The following is a 22,632-nucleotide window of genomic DNA, read 5'->3' as shown; positions in this document are numbered from 1 at the left end:
TTTCGGAAAAGATCAAACCCTTGCTAAATAACTTCTGGAAGCCCATCCAGCAGCTTGTCCAAAGTGATTGGGTAGTCCCGGACGCGTACTCCAGTGGCATTGTAAATGGCATTGGCGATAGCGGCGGCGACACCACAGATGCCAAGTTCTCCCACCCCTTTGGCCTTCATGGGCGATGACATGGGATCAGTCTCCTCCAGAAAGATCACATCTTGATGAGGGATGTCAGCATGAACGGGCACTTCATAGCCTGCGAGATCATGGTTCACAAAGAAGCCCTGCTTTTTGTCCACTTTGAGTTCTTCCATCAAGGCCGCCCCAGCTCCCATAGTCATGGCACCAATCACCTGACTGCGTGCCGTTTTGGGATTGAGTATTCGCCCGGCTGCACAAACGGCAAGCATGCGCCTCACACGCGTTTCACCCGTATAAGCGTCCACACCAACCTCAACGAAATGAGCTCCAAAGGTGGCTTGTTGGAAACGCTTGTCGATGTCTCCGTATTCGATCAAGTCCTCAGCGACGAGTCCTTTTTTACCAGCAACTTCGGCAAGTGACAAGCTCACCTCCCCCGCGCTTACAAGACCCGCAGCAAAGATTGCTTCATCAGCCTTAATCCCAGCTTTCAGTGCCACGGCTTCGCGCAGTTTCATGCAGGCCGCATAAACACCGGCGGAGGCATTGTTGCCGCCCCACTGGCCACCTGAGCCACAGGAGACAGGAAAGGAGGAATCCCCAAGACGCACGGTAACTTTATCCAAAGACACCCCCATGGTTTCCGCAGCAGTCTGGGCCAGGACAGTATAACTGCCGGTGCCGATGTCCGTCATATCCGTTTCCACGGTCACGCCACCTTGAGAATCCAGCCGTACCCTTGCTGCGGACTTCATCAGCAAATTGTCTCGAATGGCAGCGGCCACCCCCATGCCGATAAGCCAATTTCCATCTTTCACCTGACCGGGTTTGGGTTGTCTCTTCTCCCAGCCGAAGCGTTTAGCGCCCACTCGAAAACATTCCACCAGTGGCCGCATGGAAAAAGGCGGATGAGGATTGGGAGCTGCCTTCGAAGCTTCGGGAGCCTCCCCTTCTGCAGTCGATTTTGGCGGGGAATCCGGCACGACCTGCGTGTCATTGAGAATGCGAAACTCGATAGGATCCATGCCCAGCTTTTCCGCCATCTCATCCATTGCGATTTCCAAAGTGGCCAGGCCCGGTGCCTCGCCCGGTGCCCGCATGGCGTTGGCCTCCGGCAAATCGTGCTCAGCAAGACGCAAAGCTGTCATTCGATTAGCCCCGGCATAGAGGGAGCGAGTCTGCATCACTGCGGTTTCTGGTCCGCCGCCAGATAGATTCCCAGACCAGCTCTCATGACCAATGGCGGTGATTTTGCCCGCCTTATCGGCTCCCATTCTGATGCGCTGGATTGTCGCTGCGCGATGGGTGGTGTTATTCGGGATCAATGCGCGTTGCAGCGTCACCTTGACTGGTCTCTTCGCTTCACGAGCCCCCAGCGCAGCCATCAAAACGTCCGACCTCAAAAACAACTTCCCACCGAAACCGCCACCGATGTAGGGCGACATGACATGGATTTTTTCTTTTGGAATTCCCAGCGTCTCCGCCATATCATCTACTGCCCAAGCGATCATCTGGTTTGAGGTCCATAGCTTAAGCCGGTCCCCTTCCCAGGCGGCGATGGTAGCGTGCGGCTCCATCATGGAATGCGACTCGTTGGCCGTTTGATACGTAGCATCCAATTGCACCTGGGCCGAGCTAAAGGCCCCCTCAAAGTCACCCACCTTGCTCTCGGATGCATCACGTTCCGCCTTCGCCAAGGGGGCACTATCCTTCACCGAGGCCAAATCAAAAACGCCCTTGGAACGTTCATACTTCACGCGGATCAGGCCAGCCGCAGCACGGGCTTGCTCGAAAGTCTCCGCCACCACGACAGCAATAGCCTGATGATAATGCTGAATCTCAGGTCCCCCGAGCAATGCAGCAATATTACGCGGGCCCTTTGCCAGCTTGCCCGCTTCTTTGGCAGTGACAATGGCCAGCACACCTGGAGCCGCTTTTGCAGGACCCAGATTCATGGATAGAATCCGGCCTTTGGCAATGGCCGATCCCACAACGTAACCATACGCTTGGTTAGGCACCACATCATGCCGCTCATACGCATAGGGGGCTTGTCCAGTTGTCTTCAATGGACCATCAACTCGATCAACAGGTTTGCCGACGACCTTCATTTGATCTATCGGATTGGTCGTTGCAGGAGAATCAAATTTCATAGCTGTGATCCTTTCGCTTCCGCCAGCACTGAACTGAGCGCACGTTCAACGAGTTTTAATTTGAAGGCGTTTTCAGAGGTCGGAGTTGCTTCCGCCAGCAAACGCGCCACCACGGCTTTTGCACCTTGCGGCAGCGCTGCCTCCGCCTCCTCGACACGCCATGGCTTATGCGCCACGCCGCCTAAGGCGACCCGCCCGCTGCCGTCACGTTGCACGATCGCTGCGACTGAAATCAGAGCAAACGCATACGAGGCGCGATCACGCACTTTCCTATAAATATGGATACCACCCACCGGCTTAGGCAGCTGCACTGCAGTGATCAACTCACCAGGCTTTAACACCGTATCGATTTCGGGTTTCTCCCCAGGCAATCGATGAAATTCGGCGATGGGGATACTGCGGCCAGAGCCGTCAGGGTGGATGGTTTCCACCGTCGCATCCAGCACACGCAAGGCGACAGCCATGTCACTCGGATGCGTGGCAATGCAGGCATCGCTCACACCTATGACTGCATGCAGTCGGCTGAAACCACCAATGGCGCTACATCCGCTGCCCGGAACCCGCTTGTTACACCTTTGGTTAGTGTCATAAAAATAAGGACACCGGGTGCGCTGCAACAAGTTACCCGCAGTGGTGGCCATATTGCGCAACTGCGGCGAAGCCCCAGAAACAAGCGCCCGTGAGAGCACTCCATAGTCACGCCGTACACGCTCATCCGCAGCCAGGTCCGTGTTCCGCACCAGCGCGCCGATGCGCAGCCCGCCATCATCCATCGACTCGATCTTATCAAGATCCAGACCATTGACATCAATGAGATGCGTTGGCGTTTCGATCTCCAGCTTCATCAAATCCAGAAGGTTCGTACCTCCAGCGATAAATTTGGCAGCCGGGTTGCGCGTTGCTGCCGCAGCAGCCTCAGCAGGCGATTTAGCCCGTTCATAAGTAAAGGGTTTCATACCGTTCCTCCCGCGACTTCATTGATTGCATCAAATATATTGGAATAGGCACCGCAGCGGCAGATATTCCCGCTCATTCGTTCCCGCAGCTCCTCAGGTGTTAGTTTCGGCGGCTCCATTAAATCCGCCGTCGCATGGCTTGGAATACCGGCTTTGACTTCATCCAGCATCGCTACGGAGGAGCAAATCTGTCCTGGAGTGCAGTAGCCACATTGATAGCCATCGCATTTCACAAATGAAGACTGCATCGGATGCATGTCATCAGGCGTGCCCAATCCCTCAATGGTGGTTATTTCATCTCCTTGATGCATCACCGCGAGGGTAAGACACGAATTAATCCGGCGTCCTCCAGCGATCACCGTACAGGCTCCGCATTGACCTTGATCACAGCCCTTTTTGCTACCCGTCAGGTGCAGATGCTCCCGCAAAGCATCCAGCAAAGTGGTGCGTGCATCCAACTCCAGTTCGCAGGCTTTTCCATTCACCTTCAGAGAGACTTTCCATGGGGGTGGTAATGATGGTTCAGCCACCGCTTTCTGGGCTTGGGCAGCCTGCGGGAGGGCTGTCGCTGCGACAGTAGAACTTCCAAGGACGATGAATCCTCGGCGGCTGATCTCGGTGGCGTCAGGGTCTTGCATAGGGTGGGCCTCCGTTTGAATTCACGTGACAGAAGGGTCGGATTACAAAACGATTCGTCCGCGTTTCCAAAATCGGTTCTGAAAATATTCAGACCTCGGGCCACCATCATCAGCCAAACAAGCGCCATCCCAAGTCACTGCGATCCCGCCAGATATTCCTCTTCAGTCACAGGCTCCATCCAGTCCACCACCTTGCCGTCGAGAGCTTCTTGGATGGCCAGATGAGTCATGGCTGTTGTCGCTGTTGCGCCGTGCCAATGTTTCTCGTGAGGTGGAAACCAGACCACGTCACCGGGATGAATCTCCTCAATGCTCCCCCCTTCCCGCTGCACCCAGCCGCACCCGGAGGTCACAATGAGCGTCTGGCCCAGTGGATGAGTATGCCAGGCAGTGCGCGCACCCGGCTCAAAGGTGACGCTGGCACCTGCAACGCGTGCCGGGGCTGGTGCCTGGAAAAGAGGATCCAAGCGCACCGTGCCAGTGAACCATTCGGCAGGGCCTTTGCCGGAGGGTTGAGAGCCAATTCGGGTGATGTTCATGATAGATGATGGATACGGATAAAAAAACGCACGGGGACCGCCGCATGTAAGCTCGGGCCCGTCAGTTCAGAAATCCGAATTTACTTTGCTTATTCGTTCAAGAACAGGCTGTCGGATTTCAGCTCCTTCATTTCCTTCAGCCTTCGAAGATAGATCTTAAAACGATGCTTCGCGAGGGCCTCTTTTTTACCAGAACCTTCACTCCAGGAGGCTCCCACAAAGGCAAGTTCCGCCTGGGCCAGATTTTCCCAATGCTCCTGCATGACGTTATAAAGTTTCACACCCTCGTCATTTCCTCGGTCAGTCATCAGCTTGCGATACTGCCCGCTAAGTTCATCCATCCGTTTCCTGAAAATTCTGGAGGCCACCAGCATCTGCTGCAGCTGGTCACTGCTGGTGCCGTCACCTTTGGCAAAATGGGCCTTCCAATCAAAGTCTTCAGGAGTCTGGCCATGAAGATCCAAAGGATAGACCGGCTCCGCAGATGGCGCGGGAGTCATGTCCACTGCGGTTGTTTTATCTGGCGTCGAGCTGGGCAACGACTGGCCCGTTGCTTCAATGCGGGTGATGTATACCCGGCTGTTGCTGCCTTTGGTGCGGCCAAATTCGGATGTGGTCACATAGGACAAGCCATCATTGACGAAGGCGGTTCCGAAATTGCCCAGGTCATCACGAGCAGGGGAGATCGGCACCGCAATCACCTCCGTCTTTTTCTTCAATTTCAAAGTCGTCGTATCCATCTCAGCCATCCATAAAGGCGCACGGCTGCGGAAGATGCCTTTGCTGCTGTCATCGGCACGGGTATAAACCAGGTAAAGTCGGCCTTGTTGACGGACCCACCGCATCTGGGTGGCCACGGAGGGCACAATAGTTCCGTCATCCCAGGTGAGCGGAATAGCTGGCTGAAAATTCTGGCCATCCTGGCTCACCGCGATGCGGTTTTGATCCGGGCAGCGGAGGGTGAGAAAAAACTTGTCTCCTGATTTCGTCAGATGGTATTCGCCCGTGTTTTTGGGAGCTTTGCCCAGACCTTCGATCCGGGGGCTGCGGCCAATGACGGACAGCTTGGTTCCATCAAAGGTGGCCCGAAGCACTTGCCCACCATTACAGGGCCAAAGCAGGCTGCCGTCCTCCTGGATCCAGGGGATACCACTGGTGGTGTTGGCCTCTTCTTGATCCATGAGCACTGCATAGTCGGCAGACCATTTTTTCGTCACTGGATCATAGACCGCATAGGCAGGGAAACGCATCCCTGTGAGCTTCACTTTTGAATTGCCGTAGTTCGTGTATCCGACACAGTTCCCCAGCAGGAGGATCTTACCTGTCTGGCGATGGAAAACGGGGACCACCGCACCAAACATGCCCCGGATGTCATCGCGCAGGGGTTTGGCTTGATAAGGAAGTTCAGTCAGGGCGGACCACGTTTTTCCACCGTCATGGCTGGTGCAGAAGCCGATCCCGCGATAAACATCCGTCCCCGTAGTGCTGAGTTTAGCCAGGGTCATGAGAAGGTCCGCCCCAGAGTCCTTTCCCTCCGTCGGGATTGCAGCCATTCGTGGAATGGTCCAGCGGCTCCCGTCGGGTGCCCCCTCCCGGATGAGCTGTGTATCCAGGGAAAAGGCCTGGGCATTCAGGCTCCATGGTAAAAGGGCGAGGAAAGTCAGCAAAAGATGGCGACGGCGAATCATGCCAACAAAAACGCCACTCATGGCGCAGACCTTCCTTGATTATCATCTTGAGATGACCTGATGATTAAGCAAATGCAGGATCTGTAGGCCTGCTTTAACCTTTGTAAAACCAGGGTGATCAAGACCCAGGCTTGCCAGCGGGGGCTGAGCGTCTATTCTCGCAACCCGTTTTGACAGGAGTGCCGAGGGCATGCATGTGACCAGGGACTCCTGTCGTAACCTTTCTTTTTTATCGTGGCCAAGAAATCAACCAAAACCGAAGATTCCTCCCCTATCCTGGCGGACAGTGCTCCTATTGAGATCAAGCCGGTGGATGATCTCTATGGGGACTGGTTCCTGGATTATGCCAGCTACGTGATCCTGGAACGCGCGGTGCCGCACATCAATGACGGCTTCAAGCCGGTGCAAAGGCGCATCCTTCACAGCATGGATGAGCTGGAAGACGGTCGTTATAATAAGGTGGCCAACGTCGTGGGGAATACCATGAAGTATCACCCGCACGGGGATGCCAGCATTGGCGATGCCATGGTACAGATCGGTCAAAAGGACCTGTTGATTGATATGCAGGGAAATTGGGGAAACATCCTCACCGGGGACAATGCCGCAGCTCCGCGATACATTGAGGCCCGGCTCTCCAAATTTGCCCTGGATGTGGTCTTCAGTCCGAAGGTGACGAACTGGTCGGCCAGTTACGATGGGCGCAACAAGGAGCCTGTGACCCTGCCGGTAAAGTTTCCCATGCTGCTAGCGCAGGGTGTCGAAGGCATCGCAGTGGGCTTGAGCTGCCGCATTTTGCCCCATAATTTCAATGAGCTGTGCGATGCCAGCATTGCCGCGATGCGGGGGGAGGAAGTTTACCTCGTGCCGGACTTTATCCAGGGCGGCATCATGGATGCCAGCGACTATAACGGTGGCCTCCGGGGTGGCCGTATTCGCGTGCGTGCAAAGATCGAAGAAGGTCCGAAAAAGAATACCCTGCGCATCACAGAGATCCCTTTTGGAACGACTACCGGCGGTGTGATGGACTCCATTGTGGCCGCCAATGACAAGGGAAAAATCAAAATCGCCCGCGTGGATGACAACACCGCTGAATTTGTCGAAATTCTCGTGCAATTGCCCGTGGGAACGGATGTGGACCAGACCATCCAGGCGCTCTATGCGTTTACCGATTGTGAGGTGTCCATTGCTCCAAATGCGGTGGTGATCCAGAATGACAAGCCCCGTTTCGTCAACGTCAACGACCTGCTGAAAGAGAGCGCGGAGAACACGAAAAAGATCCTTGGGGATGAACTGCAAATTCAGCTCAATGAGTTGGAGGAGAAATGGCACTTCAGCTCCTTGGAGAAGATCTTTATTGAGAACCGCATCTACCGGAAGATCGAGGAGGCGGAGACCTGGGAGCAGGTGATGGCCAATATTTGGAAGGGCCTAAAACCGCACCTCAGTGTTTTAAAGAGGCCCGTCACCGATGACGATGTGGCCCGTCTGACAGAGATCAAGATCAAGCGCATTTCGAAATTCAACAGCTTCGAAGCGGATGACCATATCCGCTCGCTGGAGAAGGACATTGACCAGGTGCAGAAACACTTGAAACAGCTCACACGTTTCACGATCGCTCACTTTGAGAGATTGAAAAAAACCTATGGTCCTGGGCGGGAACGGCGGACCGTCGTCAGCAGTTTCGACCGGGTGACGGCAGCAGAGGTGATCATTGCCAATGAAACCTTGTATTTGGATGCCAAGGAAGGCTTCGCCGGCACGGGCCTGAAGAAGGAAGGAGAACCCCTCTGCAAGTGCTCACACCTTGATGACATCATCTACTTCAATAAGGAGGGGACGATGACAGTTTCCAAGGTGGCACCGAAGATCCACGTCGGCAAAAACCTGGAATACATCAATCTTTTCAAAAAGGACGAGGAAGCAGTTTACACACTCATCTATCGCGATGGCAAAAATGGACCAGTGATGGCCAAGCGCTTCAGGATCGGCGGCATCACCCGGGATAAAACGTACAGTCTCGCCAAGGGCACTCCAGGCACCAAGGTCCTGTTCTTTGCCCGCCACGAAACGGAGGCAGAGAGCGATGCGCAAAACCTGCTGGTCCATCTGAAACCCGCCCTCTATTTGCGCACTCTGTCCCTGAAATTTCCAGTGGCAGCCCTGGCCATCAAAGGCCGTGATTCACAAGGGAACATCGTGACCAAACACGCGGTGGACCGGATCGTGAATGAGCGCAAAGCCTCGGGAGAAAGCGCCTGACCGCAGCGTATAGGGCAGTAGCCCTTTATGCGCCGTTGTTTATCGATCTTCATCCTGTTCCCCACCCTCTGCTGCCAGGCCGATACCCTGACGGCAATGCGTGTGTTACGGGATGAATGCCTGGGCTGTCATAAGCCGGGCAAGGCCAAAGGTGGGCTGCTGCTCACCACTCGTGAAAAAATGGTACTGGGTGGTGACAACGGAACGGCCATCATAGCTGGCCAACCGGAGGACAGCCTCCTCTACCAGCTTGTTCTGGAGGACGCAGATCCTCACATGCCGCCCAAAAAACAAATATCCAAGACGCAGGTCGAAGCCTTGCAGGGATGGATCAGGGAGGGGGCACCGTGGGACGCGAAGGTTTTTGATGAACTGCCCACAGCCACTCCAGTGGCCTTGTCTCCCCTGCCCTCCGCTTATCAGCCAGTGCTGGCGTTGGCGATTTCTCCAGATGAAAAAAGGCTGGCCAGTTCCGCCGGATCAAAGGTGCATTTGTATGATCTCACCAAGCCTGGACGTCCCCAAATAGGCAGTCTGATAGGCCATGACGAAGCCGTGCAGTCCCTGGCCTGGAGCCCCGATGGCAAAACGGTGATCACGGGCGGTTTTCGGCAGATCCGGTTTTGGGATGCAGAGACGCAGCAGGAATCTGGAAAGATAACGGACACCTTCGTGGGGAATATCACCGCACTGGCGCTTACTCCAGATGGCAGCACCCTGTTTGCGGCTGATGGGGAAACCGTTGGCGCAGGATTCATCCACCGGATAGACCTAGGGACCAGAAAACCTCTCACCTCATGGAAGGCCCATGATGACACGGTTTATTCTCTGAAAATGTCACCCGATGGGAAGTCGCTGGCCAGCACTGCGGCGGATAAGCTGGCCCGCGTCTGGAGCGTAACGACAGGCAGCCTGACCTCCACCTATGAGGGGCATACGAACCACGTACTATCCGTGGCATTCAACAAGGATGCTACACAGATGGCTACCGCTGGAGCTGATCGTGAAATCAAGGTCTGGGATGTGAAAAGCCGCGAGCAAGATGTGACTTTGGGCGATAAAAAGACCGCATTCACCGCCCTGGCCTGGACGCAGAATGGCAAGGCGCTGGTGGCGGTGACTGAAAAAGGCGGCGGCAGTATCTTCACCGACCTCAAAAAACATGATGGTGCCCAGCGGAGTGAAACCGCCAAGCAGACAAAACTGGCCGGGACAGGAACGATGCTCTACAGCGTGGCTCTGACAGATGATGCAAAGCTCATTTTTGCCGGTGCTGACGATGGTAAAGTATGGATATGGGATGGCAGTGGCAAACAATCCGGCCACCTCCCCCCTTAGCAGCAGTTTCTTGCCTCATGGCAGAATCCAGCCTAAGGTGTTGACATGAAAAAGCTGTTGTTTGTTTTTGTTATCCTCTTTGTGCTGGCAGGCGCATGCCTGGGAGCGGCTTCGTGGTGGATCATGCAGAAAATGGGGCCAGAAACCTGGGTGGAGATGGCAGAAAAAAACTGGAACTGCCGCGCCCACATTGATGATGCCAAACTGAGCCTGCTCACACGCCCGGCCACCCTTAAATTCACTGGCGTACGTCTGGCACCACGCGATTTGGAAGTGGCCAAACCTTATGCCAGCAGAACGCCTTTGCCTGAAGGCAGTGCCATCGTGGATATCCCAGAAATCACTCTGGAGGTAAAATTGGACGACCTGCTCAACCGTCGCCTTTTTGTGGAGCATGTGCGCATTGTGGAGCCATCGGTAACAGAAATCCAGGATGCTCAGGGCAACAGCAGCCTGGAGGCCCTGTTCAAAAAACCCGGCTCACCGGAAGCATTGGCAGCCACGCCAAGCACCGAGCCACTCCCCCCGGATGTGGATAGCAATGCATCTGTGGACTCCAGCCCAGCCTTTTCTTTCGCGGTGAGCTCGGCCAGCATTGAAAAGGGTCGTTTTGACATCACCACAGGCACCACCCAGGTCATGATCCAGGATCTCGACTTCAACCTGACCGGCATTGACGTGGACAAAAACGACCTGGCCAATCACAACCGTATCCAGGCCACACTCAGCAGTCGGATTGATGTCACCGGCATGGCACGCATCGACGGAGCCAAACGTCCCGCAGAACTGGCGCATCTTGTCCTTTCAGGCACAGGCGACATTCGCCCCATCCATCCCGTAACCCTGGATTGGGAACCCGTCAGTCAGTTGACCCTCACCCTGGCTAAAGGCTCCGTCCTGGCTGGGCATATGACCATCGGCGATGCGGCAGGTAAAGAACTCCGCAAGCTGGAAGAATACGGCATTGATCTGGCCCCGGTCGTCATTGGTGGGCCGCTCATGGAAGATGCCACCGTCATGGGAAATTTCGCAGCGGATCGCTTCATCACTCGCAGTCTTACCCGGTTTGTCTTTCCGGAATATGAAGTGGCCATTGAGCCGAAGTCCTGGCTGAATGCGGCTCAGGACAAACACGAAATTGAATTCAGGCTGTCATGCGGACCTGATTTGCAGGCCCGCCTGCTGAGCGGTATTTCCCACGCCAAACTGGGCGATTCCATTGCACGAGCCGTCACCAAGGCCTTATCAGATGACCAGGGACGCATGACCTTTGACATCGAATCCACGGGCTCACTTTCAGATCCGAAGGTCAAACCGAAGACCGATCGGGTCTTGAAAAACCTGATGCGCGGAGAAGGACTGGGAGACCTCTTAGAAGGACTCCTGAAAAAGCTTTAACTTTCAGGGGCTGTAGCGGTGGATTCCACCGCTTTACTGGCAGATTCAGCCGCTTGAGCCATGTCCAAATCCAAGGAAGTGATTCCGCCGGCGCTGTGTGTGGACAAATGAACCTTCACCTTACACCAACCCACATCTAAATCTGGATGGTGATTAAGAGATTCAGCGGAATTTGCCAATAGATTCACAAACTCGATGCCCTTCAAATAAGCTGAAAAGCGGTAGGTTTTCACTAATTCAGCCCCCTCACGTTTCCAGCCAGGAAGGGAGGAGAGTGCAGAATCAATATTATCAAGGGAGAGCAGCAAGCGCATGGAAAATTCGAGGGGAGGAAGTTCGAGTGCTATTTGTCTAATATCGTAAAGTTGAGACTTTTATACGATAAATTTCATAATTTATAAAATTTGAATCAAAAGTATCCACTTTCCCAGAACAATTTTCGATCAAACCAGGAATTGATGGTGGACTCAATGATGATGTTTTTAACCATCAAATTATGTTAAATTTATATCTTAGTGATATTAATAGGCAAACATAGATGTATTTAAGTGGCATGTAATTCCGCTTATCTGACAATTTAGACAAAGGAGTTCCTTTCGGTCAAAAGTTGACACTGCGCCAGCCGCCTCCATGCTCATCTGAACCACAAGTCCCCTTTTTCCATGCATTCTTCTCTTGAACTGAAACGCGAAGTTGAGGCCATCCAGATCCCCAGCGGTGATGCCATCAAACTGCCTCTGGGCATGAAGGTCATCATTACCCAGTCTCTGGGCGGCACCTATACGGTAGCAACAGATTTCGGCCTCGCCCGGATCAGTGCTAAAGATGTGGATGCCCTCGGCATCGACCCGGAAGCCTCCAAAAAGGATGCCGAAAGTGCCTCATCCAACATTCCTGAAGGTGCAAGCGACCTGGAAGCCCAGGTGTGGAACCAGCTCAAGAACGTTTACGACCCGGAAATTCCGGTCAACATCGTGGACCTCGGCTTGGTTTATGACTGTGCGGTGGAACAGACTGAAGAGGGAAAAAATCGCGCCGTGGTCAAAATGACTCTCACCGCCCCCGGCTGTGGCATGGGTCCCACCATTGCTGCGGATGCTCAGAGCCGTATCATGACCATTGAGGACATGGACGATGCCGCCGTGGAACTGGTATGGGAACCTGCCTGGAACCAAGGCATGATCTCAGTGGAAGGAAAAATGAAACTGGGGATGATCTGAGGATCAGGCCCCCGGCTGCCAGCCTACCTCCAATTCCTGCGGGCGGTGATCGGATCCTACATCCGGCCCGATCACCCGCCGTGGAATGGTCAGTGGCGGTGTACACAATGCGTGGTCTATAGGGACAGCAAAGATCGTCCCGACTTTCCAAGTCGGCTTGCTCGGGGAAGTCGCCGATCTATACCCCAAAGCATTGCCCCGGCGGAGCATACGCATACCCTGGGACCAGGGGGTGGCATTCAGATCGCCGATCACAAGGACCGGAGTATTCAGTTCCTTCACGTATCCGGCAATGGCCAGGAGCTGAGTATCCCGGCTAGCGGACAACCGGGGGCCTATAGGGGGTAGTGGATGGGTGCCCACAAGGGTCATCTCACGGCCCGCATGCATCAGACGAGCGATAACAGACGGCATTGCTTCATCCGAGGTCTGAAACACCTCCGCTTGCAGTAAAGGCACCCGACTAAAGAGCGCGACACCAAAGTTATCCTCCTGTGTGCGCAACAGGTGATGCGGATGAGTCTCCTTCAACGAATCCAGTGCGGTGGCCCAGGCAGAATCCACCTCCATGAGGAAGATGACATCGGCATTCGCGGATACCAGGTATTCGAACACCCGTTGTTTATCCGGATTTCCCGTGAGTACATTCAGACTCACGACCCTCAAGCGCTCCCCTTCAACCTCTGCAAAGGATGGATCGCCTTTCACACGGTATAAGGAGGTTCCATTCATCAGAAGCGATGAGATGCACACGAGCTTCACGACGATGGAACGTTTCATGCCAAAGCACCACACTGTTCCTGCCACGCAGATGAACAGATACTGCCAGGGGAAGTGGATGAACAAATCCAATGCCCAATGCAGCCCGCCCAGCAGACCCAGCCAGGTGCCGCTGAGAGCCAGCAGTAACAGTATATCAACGCACCCAGAGATGTGGATACTGGAGGAGAGGAAACGACGCTGATCCGGCATGCTGGTATTTAATAACAAGGCCGACGGAAAGTGAAGCCTGGATTCAGTTTCCCCTGCGGACCTGAACTCCATGCAAATGTGCGACCTGGGCGGCGACATCAAACAGCAGCCGGGTATCTGCATTTGGAACGAAGACCTTCAGCGTGACTAAGGTTTCTATGACCATATGGGGCGGGCAGCCTAGCAAGGCCGCCAGCTTCTTGACAGTGATCTCATCGGCAATCTCAATGGTCTTCGGCTTCGCCATGTCCTCCGTGATGGGGAGTGACTCCCCACTGGGGTCGGGTGGCAGGTTGAGCACATCGAGCAAATCCTTGCAACCCAACGGTAGTGAACAATCCCGCTTATGGTAATCTGGAGTTAGGTCGGCCATACACGGGTATAAACCAGTGCAGGCCATGTAGCGAATAAGATTTTGTTAGGCCGGACAGCAGCCCTTGGTTATAAAGAACCAAAAGCCGTATTCATTTCTTCTTCGTGGCTGCGGTGAACCAGTCGCCGCCGCCACCGCCGCCGAAGGGATTGCCCATGCCGCCTCCGCCGCCGGAGTTGCTGCGGTTTCCGCCGCCACCACCACTGCTGAAGCTGCGGTTGCCGCCACCTCCCTGCCCGCCTCCACCCTGGCCTGCGGGACGGGGGCCGCCGGAGCCGGTCTTCTTCTCGAAGTCGGGCTTGGACTTCATGCTGAGGGCGATGCGCTTGCGCTGGATGTCCACTTCGGTGACGGTGACCATGACCTTTTGAGCCACCTTCACGACCTCGGCGGCATCGCGTACAAAAGTATCACTGAGCTGGCTGACGTGGACGAGGCCGTCCTGGTGCACGCCGATGTCCACGAAGGCACCAAAGGCGGTGACGTTGGTGACAATGCCCGGCAGCTTCATTCCGACAGTGAGGTCCTTCATGTCGTTGACACCTTCAGCGAAGTTGAAGATCTCAAACTGCTTACGAGGGTCGCGGCCGGGTTTGGCCAGCTCGTTCATGATGTCCTGAAGGGTCGGCAGACCGACATCTTCACTGACATACTTTTTCAAATCCAGCTTCTGGCGCAGCTCGGCCCTCTGCATGAGGTCGGCTACGGTGCAGCCAAGGTCAGCGGCCATCTTTTCCACCAGGGGATAACGTTCTGGGTGTACCGAGCTGGCATCCAGCGGATTGGCCGCGCCACGGATGCGGAGGAATCCGGCGGCTTGCTCAAAGGCCTTGTCACCCAGACGCGGTACTTTCAGGAGGTCCTTGCGGGTCTTAAAAGGGCCGTTCTCATTGCGGAAGGCGACGATGTTTCCCGCATGGGTGCTATTGAGTCCGGACACGTAACTAAGGAGTTGCTTGCTGGCGGTATTCACCTCCACACCGACGCCGTTCACGGCGCTGATGACGACGTTGTCCAGGCTGCCTTTGAGCTGGTTTTGATCGACGTCGTGCTGATACTGACCGACGCCGATGGACTTGGGGTCCAGCTTCACCAGTTCGGCCAATGGGTCCATGAGACGGCGGGCGATGGAGACGGCACCGCGCACGGTGATGTCGTGATTCGGGAACTCCTCGCGGGCCACTTCACTGGCGCTGTAAATGGAAGCACCGCTTTCATTCACCATCAGCACGGGGATGGCCTTGGGCACGCCGATCTTGTTGATAAACGCTTCCGTTTCACGGCTAGCGGTGCCGTTGCCGATGGCGAAGGCCTCGATCTTATAACGCTCCACCAAGTTCATGATGAGCGTCTTCGCCTGCATGAGGCTGTTGCCCTCGCCTAACAAATAGATGACATCATTGAAGAGGAGTTGCCCCTGGGCATCCAGGACGACGACTTTACATCCGGTGCGGAAGCCGGGGTCAATGCCGAGCACGCGCTTCTGGCCCAAGGGGGCTGCTAGCAGCAGCTCGCGGAGGTTGTCGGCAAAGACGCGCACGGCTTCACCATCGGCTTTCTTTTTGGACTCTAGGCGGGTTTCAGTCTCCATGCTGCTGCTGAGCAGGCGCTTGTAGCTGTCCGCACAGGCCAGTTTCATCTGGTCAGAGCAGGCGTTTGCGCCTTTCACAAACAGGTTGGTCAGGATCTGCGTACCGGCATCTTCTGGCGGGCTGATGCGCATGAGCAGGAAGCCTTCTTTTTCACCACGCCGGATGGCCAGCATGCGGTGAGAGGGGATGGATTTCAGCGGCTCGGACCAGTCGAAGTAGTCGCGGAATTTCTGCGCGTCTTCTTCCTTCTCTTTGCCATACATCACCTTGGAGACCACGGTGCTCTGCTCGCTGAACAGTTTGCGCAGGGCAGCACGGGCATCGGCATTGTCGCTGATGCGCTCGGCAATGATGTCGCGGGCACCGCTGAGGGCCTCGGCAGCATCCTTCACCTTCAACTCTTCCGTTTCCGCGTCCGGGTTTACAAACTTGGCGGATTCGCCGTCCAGGTCCACGCCGTGAGTGAAGAGGTTTGCCTCAATGAAATCTGCCAGCGGCTCCAGGCCCTTTTCTTTGGCGATGGTGGCGCGAGTGCGACGCTTGGGCCGGAAGGGGGCAAAGATGTCCTCCAGGGTGTTCAGCGTCTCTGCCTTCTCGATCTTGGCGCGCAGCACATCGGTCATGAGGTTACGCTCCTCAAGCGACTTCACGATGGCGGCCCGGCGATCATCCAGGGCCACGAGCTGGTCCATGCGCTCCTTCACGTTTTGGATCTGCACTTCATCCATGGACCCGGTGGCTTCTTTACGATACCGGGCGATGAAGGGCACCGTGGCACCGTCGGCGAAGAGTTGGGCCGTGGCCCCCACCTGGATGGCCCGCAGGCCGAGTTCCTTGGCGACGCGTTCGACGTGGGCGATGTTGATCTTGAGTTCGGTGGTTGCGGACATGGTTGGAAGAGGATCGGAGGGAAAGGGTCAGAAGGAGAGAGTCAAAGGTCAAGGCAGAGGTCAAGAGGAAGGCTGGCAGTGACTGAGAAGTGAGTTAACGAAAGGGGGGAGGCGGGGCAACCCTGGAGGACGTTTCCGGCGAAACTTTTGTTGGTGCCTCAAGCTTGACAAGGGCGTTCGGGGTGTGGCGGGATGAGGGGGTTTATGATTTCCAAACCGTTTTGGCAAAAAGATGTTGGGTTAAAGATGGAAGAGCAGAGCTGGTCAAAGCGGTCTTCATCCAATTCATTCCATGGATTCAAAATCTTTTACCCAACATCTTTTTGCCAATCCTCTTTCAGCGCGCCGTTTCCTAAGTTGTCCCCTTTCTGAATTTTGTTAATCCTGCCATCCTGTAAATCCTGTTAAAAAACAGTGCCTTGTTTCCCCGGACTCATTCTTTCTTCCCATGCCCCAGCCTGCCCCCATTGATCCTGCTGAACTGCCTGCCCTGGCGCTGGTGACGATGAAAGCGGCCAAGTTCCCTGTGCTGGCGACGATGGACGGTGACCAGCCGCGGGTGAGGCCGGTATCGCCGGTGAAAACGGACGGTTTTGTCGTTTATGTGGCCAACCTGCGCCGGTATGGCAAGACGGCTGAACTGGCGGCGAACCCGAATGCAGAGCTGTGCTACACGGACGACGATCACAACCAGGTCCGCATCACCGCCAGCGCCGAGATCCTCACGGACCGGGGGTTGATTGAGGAGATCTGGAATGGAAATGCCCTGCTCCGCGCGTATCTGCGGGACATCAACAACCCGGAGTTGATCATCTACCGCTTCATTCCCAGCCGGGTGCGGTACATGAAGGAATGGGCGCTGGAGTATCATGAGGTGGATTTGGAGGCAGCTATTTAAAATGAGGAATTGGGTGCGCGGCGTCTCGCCTGCCGGTTTCCATGTCCTCGGGTAAAACCCATCCAGGATGCATGAGCGGTCGGCGGCTTTGCATAGATGGAGCGACCTTCAAGAACGGACAGCCGCGGGACGCGACTGTCTGCACGCGAGACGCGCGCGCTCCACGAAGAGGTCTTGATCGGTAAATCATGGTTATTATGGATAAGGCATTCGATATTGAAAAGAAACCTCCTCAAAGGGCATGGGGATGAAATTCAATTTTTCCCCATTTGGGGATTTTAGGGTGTTTACCGTTCATTTTCAGTCGATTGTGGATGGGGATTTGGTGGGGATCGATTTCCCCATGGGGAAATCCTGGGGATGGGACGGGTTGTTTATTCATAGAATCCATAGGATGGCGGAAGGCTTTGAAGCCTCGTGTATAACACGAAAGGAAGGGCTTGTTCTGATAGTGGTAAACACTATTATAGGATATGGCAAAATCCAGGTGATTCTTGGAGTCGGGGCAACTCATGACCGAGGGGAAGCAAAACTTTTGTTTGAGGCCCCGAAGAATTTAGAATGAGCAGGTTTTGATCCACGCGCTGGGATCACCGGGCAAATGGCGATGGCAGGAGAATTTTTTTGGGAGGTAACGGTTCATTGGCGGATTGCAATGGTGCTGCGAATGATTTTGGATAGAGGTATGAAAATCCTCCTTATTGTGTCCGTGCTGGGAGCAGCGGGCACTCTGCTGGCCGACTCTTATGCTCCGCCACGATCAAAAACTTATGCATCTCCTTCAGGGACAGCGATTGTGCGTGTGGAGCCTGCTGGAATGGGGGATCCCCAAGTTCCAGCAAGGTGCAGGGCGCTGGTCTATTTCTACAATGAAAAAACCTCCGAATATGAGAAGAAGTTTGAAAAATTGCTGCCCAACAGAATAGCTCCAGGGGATGTGATGATCCCTGATGATGGAAGGTGTGTGATCACTTTCGCCGAGTGGCACGGCGGGCGTGGTGACAGAAACACCATCGTCATCCATGACCTTAAAGCAGGGACCGCCAGACATCTGGATTTGGCAGATTTTCTGCCTCAAACCAGGATTGATACCTTTCCCAGATCAACCAGTAGCGTGCAGTGGCGGGGAGAAGCCTGGTTTGATTCGGAACAACGCCGCGTACACATCAGCGCAGCCATTAACCCTTTCTACCCCGCATTCAAACATCCCAGTTTCATTCTTCATCTGGAAACGCAAACCGTGTCCATTGATGACCCCGGCTCGCCTGGCAAACCGGAACCCATCCTTCCTAGCCGGAATAGCTGGTGGGAGTTTTGGAAATAAGGTCGAATGAGGTCATTAAGTTAGAGGCTGGCGGCACGCATCTGGGCAGGTTTGACGAGGTGGGTGCCGTTCACCAGACGAGCATTTAATGCCGGGCCTCAGACATGAGGCGGAGCTATACTATTCGCCTGACATCTTATTTGAGCACCAGTTAGTTCACTAATTCATTGAACATCTGGATTTCAGTAAGCGGGCCGCAACTAAGTGAATTTCACTTCGTGTAATCGTATTTCAAGAATGGTTCCGGTTCCGATTTCAATACCTGCCATTTTTGATAATCGAAGTCGTATAGCATGTCCACAGGCCAGTCATCGGGAAATTTTACCCGAAAATATTCTCCTATTCCGCTTTCCATACCATCGGCCCGTCTCTCAACAGAATAAAAATCCAAACCGGGTCCAAAATCATTGTTATAGAATTGAGAACTTAAAAGCGCAAATAACCCGCAGCAGGCATCCAATAAATGGTCAAAATTGGCGTGTTTAAAAGTCTTTTGCCGATCATGCTTTGTCACATTGTAAGCAATGTACCATGGCAATCGCTGTTGGGGTGTCTGTCCCCAGGCTTCGAAAGGAGCTCGAATATTCTTCGTCCCGCTCCAGTGGGGGACTTTAATCTGATACGATGAGAGACGATGGGTCTTATTGATTTTCCTATAGTCTTCCATCGTTAGTTTTTTTTTCAGGCTTCGGGTATCCATTCTCTTTTAATATTGCCACGCAATTTGCTTCCACTTCTACACACGTACGAAGCAGTAAGGCATGGATCCGGTAAGAATAACATGCAAGATTCTCATCGTCAGGTTCAATGAAATCAAATAACTCTTGCAGATCTTTTAAAATAATCAGGAAAGCTCTCACATAGTGTCCAGGAACCTCAGCGTAACGCTCATCCTGAATGTATTCGGCACGACCGCCCTCGGCATAACTACCGCCCACGAATTGACGACATGTTCTTTTATAAGGTCTAGTAAATCCCATAGCACGTTTGTAGCATCGATCTTTATTTTTTCAATCTAAGCGTAGAAGTTTTTACTTAGATTCTCGTTTCAAAATAAGATGTCAGGCGAGAACGGCACACAGTTGAGGCCTCTTCCGATTTGGCCTCGCTGCTGGCTGACTTTTGCCTGATTCTTTCTTTGAAAAGGATCCAGCTCAGATGTGTGGTTTGTCTGATCTCTCATGGGTCCCGAAAGGGTTCGGCCTTCGCTCTGCGACTGTCCGGCAGGTGTTGCGGACGGGGCGGGATTACCGGCCTTGAAAGGCCGGGCTAATGGACGGTCGCCGCTCTGCGGCTGGTTTTGCGATGCGTAGAATTTGCCGTTATTTTATCGATCTCACACCGTGTTTTCCTACTTCTTTTTGGGGTCATCGGGAAAACGTTTCATATCGATAAGTTCAAAGGCACTCATCGTGTCGAAGAACTTTGAATTCGCTTCCCAGTCAGTCGTTTTGGCTCCGGCGATGCTGATGACGATCATATCTATTTCGTTGCTCCAGAAGACGGAATAAAGAATCCGGTATTCACGTTCAGTGACTTCAATGCAGGTCCGGGTAAACAGTCCTTGGTCAACCGCGTCGCAGTTTTTGTGAACTTTGTCAGCGGCTTTTCTCTTCTGGGCGATAAACTCCTTCAGGAAGACCTCTGGAGACTTGCCTGTTCTTTCCTGCACTCCAGCAACTGCCTGAATCCTGACTCCTGTATCGTATGGGTCTTTCCCGTCGTGGGTATCTTCCTTGGAAATGGTCCACATCCAGGCGTTTGAACGATGACCTTCATTGTAGAACCAACCCTTCGGGCGAAGGATCTTTCCACCCGTGGGCTCCATGACCTGCATGACAAAACCTGCGGGCACTTTTTCAGTCGCAGAAAGACTGCCCAGCATGAGGAAGAGAATGAAGAGGGTGAGGTATCGCATTGTGTTGGGGGGGGGCGGTTAATGATGAGGCGCGAACGAAACAAATTAGTGGCGTTGTCGGCCATTGCCACCACTGGCTCATTCGATGGTGTTATTGGGTTGGGCCATCGTGCGTGACTTTCTCTGAGATCTTCTGTGAAGTCTTCGTTTCAAGATCAACCTGCACGACAGCGGTTCCGTTGTAGCCACGGTCATGAGCCTTACCCGCATGTGGACCACTGATGGTCAGATGCAGAGTATGATTTCCCTTCCACTCAACCGGATAAATCCAAGGATTGTCTTCTCCTGAGGCTATTTTTGGCATGGCAATGGATTGAAATTTCCTGCCGTCCCAAGCAAAGAGGTAGGTCTGGAATAACTTAGGGAAGCCAGCTGCAATCGCCAGAATCTTTGAGTCTGAGTTCCACCGGAGGTGATCGGGATAGAAATGAAGAATGTCAGTTCCGTCAATCTGTGGTGGGGAGGTGAAAAGAAGATTCCCCTCCTTGTCCTTTATCTCTAACCGAGTTGTGTTCGTATCGCCCACTCTGGCTACGCTCACCTGAAAAGCACCGTCTGGAGATGTCGTTCTCACGTCTGCAGGAACTTCCCCGGCATATAGAGAGGCCACGAGAGAAAGACCAAGAAGAGCAGTTCTTATTTTGGAGAGGTGCATGCCGGGAAAAGGGGTTGCGTAAGAGAGGGGGAGTTGAAGATGCCTTGTTAGGCATTTACGGTTTGTTGATCACGCGGAGGGAATAGCCGCTATCGTCTGGCCGGTCTTTTGCAGACGTTGCAAGAACCTGAAAAATGTCGTTCTGAAAGCCAGTCGTCGTGACCCGAGCCTTTGCCACCTCGAAGGGGAGATAACTGGAGGTGGAGCCTTGATCATTGCCTATCCAGAAATGCAATGTGCCATGGCCCGGTATGGTGGAGCCTGCAGATTTGGGGCCGCGCTCATAGTATAAGGTCAGAGTTGCGGATTTGGAGGGCGCTTTGAGTTTATAAGTCTCTGATACGCCAAGCCCTTTCACCTCCAAAGAAATCTCTCCCGTATGATCAAAATCGATTTTATACTTTTTGACATCTAGATCGATGACGTCTTTTAGCTCGTTTACCGTGGCGGGGACCGAGGAAAATTCGCTGGCTTGGGTTAAGCTGAAGAGCGCCAGAATAGACAACGTTGCGAATATGATCGAGCGTTTCATAGAAGGGGTTTTCGGGGATGAACGCTGGAAGTGTGACGCGCCGGGGATAGAATGTCGAGGATGAAGCAATGGAGGAGTTTAGTCGTCGCTCTACTTTTGAAGCAGGATGGGTCGGCCGGGTTGGGCATGGGGTTTGAGGAAGCTTCCGGCGTCCCTCCGGGACGCGACGCAGGTTGGTGATTTGTTCGACTCGCATCCGGTGGTTCTCGGTCGCTACGCGACCTCCACCTCCGGCTACTTTCCATCGTCCTTCCAGGACGGTGGTGAGGATGCCAATCGGCAGAGTTCGGCTTCCATCACTTGCACTCCCCTGCCCTGCACGGCATAGCTGGTTTGTGCGCCTGGACGTCATCACTCTTTTTCCTGAACTCATCACTGTACCGATGGGCACGAGCATCATGGGGCGGGCCCAGGAGAAGGGGGCAGTGACGCTGGGGGTGCATGATTTGAGGGATCATGGGCTGGGGCGGCACAAGCAGGTGGATGATACGCCGTATGGCGGTGGGCAAGGGATGCTGCTGAGGCCGGAGCCGCTCTTTGCTGCGCTGGAGAAGGTGCATACGGAGAAAGCGCGGGTGATTTTGATGTCGCCTGCGGGGAAGCGTTTTGATCAGGCGGCGGCGCAGCGGCTGGCGGGGGAGGAGCACCTGGTTTTCCTATCCGGTCACTATGAGGGGATGGACCAGCGGGTGGTGGACCACTGGGTGGATGAGGAGCTGAGCCTGGGGGACTATGTGCTGACGAACGGGGCGATCGCGGCGGTGATCGTGATGGATGCGATCGTGCGGCTGCTGCCCGGAGTGCTGGGGGATGATCTGAGCGCGGTGGAGGAGTCCTTTGGCCCGAGTGGTCTGCTGGAGGCGCCGCATTACACGAAACCGGCGGAGTATGCGGGGCTGCGGGTGCCGGATATTTTGCTGAGCGGGAATCACGGGAAGATCGCGGAATGGCGGCAGCAGCAGGCGCTGGAGCGAACGCGGAGGATGCGGCCGGATTTGCTGGAGTAGGGGGGGTGGCGGAGGGCTGGAGGGCTGGAGGGCTGGAGGGCTGGAGGGCTGGAGGGCTGGAGAGCTGGAGAGCTGGAGAGCTGGAGAGCTGGAGAGCTGGAGAGCTGGAGAGCTGGAGAGCTGGAGAGCTGGAGAGCTGGAGAGCTGGAG

General features: G+C 54.4%; 20 protein-coding genes. 7 read left to right on the top strand and 13 right to left on the bottom strand.

Annotated features, from left to right (window positions below):
* Positions 1–23: 23 nt before the first annotated feature.
* The 5 genes from paoC to EI77_RS19425 all read right to left on the bottom strand — a co-directional run bounded on the left by paoC (position 24) and on the right by EI77_RS19425 (position 6,106).
* Positions 24–2,285, bottom strand: a complete 2,262-nt coding sequence (gene paoC, locus EI77_RS19445) for an aldehyde oxidoreductase molybdenum-binding subunit PaoC (RefSeq protein ID WP_133796978.1) — start codon at positions 2,283–2,285, stop codon at positions 24–26.
* Entirely contained in the window at positions 2,282–3,241 is a 960-nt protein-coding gene (locus EI77_RS19440) for an FAD binding domain-containing protein (RefSeq protein WP_133796977.1), read from the bottom strand. Before EI77_RS19440 ends, paoC begins: the two co-directional genes overlap by 4 nt.
* Positions 3,238–3,879 (bottom strand): aldehyde dehydrogenase iron-sulfur subunit PaoA, encoded by a 642-nt coding sequence (gene paoA / locus EI77_RS19435; RefSeq protein ID WP_133796976.1) that lies wholly within the window; start codon positions 3,877–3,879, stop codon positions 3,238–3,240. The genes EI77_RS19440 and paoA overlap by 4 nt, the downstream gene beginning before the upstream one ends.
* Before the next feature lie 134 nt (positions 3,880–4,013).
* The gene (locus EI77_RS19430) at positions 4,014–4,418 is read right to left on the bottom strand and encodes a (R)-mandelonitrile lyase (protein WP_133796975.1); all 405 of its coding nucleotides are present in this window, start codon (positions 4,416–4,418) and stop codon (positions 4,014–4,016) included.
* Positions 4,419–4,507: 89 nt separating this feature from the next.
* A complete protein-coding gene (locus EI77_RS19425; RefSeq protein ID WP_133796974.1) occupies positions 4,508–6,106 on the bottom strand; it encodes a DUF1311 domain-containing protein in 1,599 nt (532 codons plus the stop codon).
* A 234-nt stretch (positions 6,107–6,340) separates the two neighbouring features.
* Here EI77_RS19425 and EI77_RS19420 point away from each other — a divergent pair, with 234 nt between their 5' ends.
* Genes EI77_RS19420 through EI77_RS19410 form a run of 3 tightly spaced genes read left to right on the top strand, consistent with a single transcriptional unit; the run spans position 6,341 to position 11,101 of the window.
* Positions 6,341–8,365 (top strand): DNA gyrase/topoisomerase IV subunit A, encoded by a 2,025-nt coding sequence (locus EI77_RS19420; protein WP_243838945.1) that lies wholly within the window; start codon positions 6,341–6,343, stop codon positions 8,363–8,365.
* A 27-nt stretch (positions 8,366–8,392) separates the two neighbouring features.
* On the top strand, positions 8,393–9,703 hold the full coding sequence (locus tag EI77_RS19415; RefSeq protein ID WP_133796973.1) for a c-type cytochrome domain-containing protein: 1,311 nt from the start codon (positions 8,393–8,395) through the stop codon (positions 9,701–9,703).
* A 45-nt stretch (positions 9,704–9,748) separates the two neighbouring features.
* Complete coding sequence (locus EI77_RS19410) at positions 9,749–11,101, top strand: AsmA family protein (RefSeq protein ID WP_133796972.1); 1,353 nt, start codon at positions 9,749–9,751, stop codon at positions 11,099–11,101.
* On the opposite strand, the gene EI77_RS19405 is transcribed toward EI77_RS19410, so the two are convergent.
* The gene (locus EI77_RS19405; RefSeq protein WP_133796971.1) at positions 11,098–11,415 is read right to left on the bottom strand and encodes a 4a-hydroxytetrahydrobiopterin dehydratase; all 318 of its coding nucleotides are present in this window, start codon (positions 11,413–11,415) and stop codon (positions 11,098–11,100) included. The two genes, EI77_RS19410 and EI77_RS19405, sit on opposite strands and share 4 nt — an antisense overlap.
* Positions 11,416–11,763: 348 nt before the next feature.
* On the opposite strand from EI77_RS19405, the gene sufT reads away from it, so the two are divergent.
* Positions 11,764–12,321 carry a putative Fe-S cluster assembly protein SufT gene (gene sufT / locus EI77_RS19400; RefSeq protein WP_133796970.1) on the top strand — a complete coding sequence of 186 codons (558 nt, stop codon included), beginning with the start codon at positions 11,764–11,766 and terminating at the stop codon, positions 12,319–12,321.
* Between the two features lie 3 nt (positions 12,322–12,324).
* Here the strand turns inward: sufT and EI77_RS19395 are convergent, their stop codons facing one another.
* The 3 genes from EI77_RS19395 to EI77_RS19385 form a co-directional block, all read right to left on the bottom strand.
* The gene (locus EI77_RS19395; RefSeq protein WP_166647376.1) at positions 12,325–13,293 is read right to left on the bottom strand and encodes an endonuclease/exonuclease/phosphatase family protein; all 969 of its coding nucleotides are present in this window, start codon (positions 13,291–13,293) and stop codon (positions 12,325–12,327) included.
* Between the two features lie 43 nt (positions 13,294–13,336).
* Positions 13,337–13,666 (bottom strand): hypothetical protein, encoded by a 330-nt coding sequence (locus EI77_RS19390; RefSeq protein ID WP_133796968.1) that lies wholly within the window; start codon positions 13,664–13,666, stop codon positions 13,337–13,339.
* A 91-nt stretch (positions 13,667–13,757) separates the two neighbouring features.
* Positions 13,758–16,148 carry a Tex family protein gene (locus EI77_RS19385; RefSeq protein ID WP_133796967.1) on the bottom strand — a complete coding sequence of 797 codons (2,391 nt, stop codon included), beginning with the start codon at positions 16,146–16,148 and terminating at the stop codon, positions 13,758–13,760.
* A gap of 448 nt (positions 16,149–16,596) precedes the next feature.
* Between EI77_RS19385 and EI77_RS19380 the strand changes: the two genes are divergently transcribed.
* Positions 16,597–17,046, top strand: coding sequence for a pyridoxamine 5'-phosphate oxidase family protein (locus tag EI77_RS19380; protein ID WP_133796966.1), 450 nt, complete (start codon positions 16,597–16,599; stop codon positions 17,044–17,046).
* 607 nt (positions 17,047–17,653) lie between these two features.
* Positions 17,654–18,370, top strand: coding sequence for a hypothetical protein (locus EI77_RS19375; protein ID WP_133796965.1), 717 nt, complete (start codon positions 17,654–17,656; stop codon positions 18,368–18,370).
* 211 nt (positions 18,371–18,581) lie between these two features.
* Here EI77_RS19375 and EI77_RS23630 read toward each other — a convergent pair whose 3' ends face one another.
* From EI77_RS23630 to EI77_RS19355, 4 genes are all read right to left on the bottom strand, one after another.
* Entirely contained in the window at positions 18,582–19,070 is a 489-nt protein-coding gene (locus tag EI77_RS23630) for a hypothetical protein (protein ID WP_208300420.1), read from the bottom strand.
* Positions 19,071–19,721: 651 nt separating this feature from the next.
* Positions 19,722–20,288 carry a hypothetical protein gene (locus EI77_RS19365; RefSeq protein WP_133796964.1) on the bottom strand — a complete coding sequence of 189 codons (567 nt, stop codon included), beginning with the start codon at positions 20,286–20,288 and terminating at the stop codon, positions 19,722–19,724.
* Positions 20,289–20,379: 91 nt separating this feature from the next.
* Complete coding sequence (locus tag EI77_RS19360; RefSeq protein WP_133796963.1) at positions 20,380–20,943, bottom strand: hypothetical protein; 564 nt, start codon at positions 20,941–20,943, stop codon at positions 20,380–20,382.
* Between the two features lie 55 nt (positions 20,944–20,998).
* A complete protein-coding gene (locus EI77_RS19355; RefSeq protein WP_133796962.1) occupies positions 20,999–21,475 on the bottom strand; it encodes a hypothetical protein in 477 nt (158 codons plus the stop codon).
* Positions 21,476–21,810: 335 nt separating this feature from the next.
* Between EI77_RS19355 and trmD the strand changes: the two genes are divergently transcribed.
* On the top strand, positions 21,811–22,482 hold the full coding sequence (gene trmD / locus EI77_RS19350) for a tRNA (guanosine(37)-N1)-methyltransferase TrmD (RefSeq protein ID WP_133796961.1): 672 nt from the start codon (positions 21,811–21,813) through the stop codon (positions 22,480–22,482).
* Positions 22,483–22,632 lie beyond the last annotated feature (150 nt).

Source organism: Prosthecobacter fusiformis, from assembly GCF_004364345.1.
GTDB lineage: Bacteria > Verrucomicrobiota > Verrucomicrobiia > Verrucomicrobiales > Verrucomicrobiaceae > Prosthecobacter > Prosthecobacter fusiformis.
This window is presented reverse-complemented; position numbering and strand designations above follow the sequence as displayed.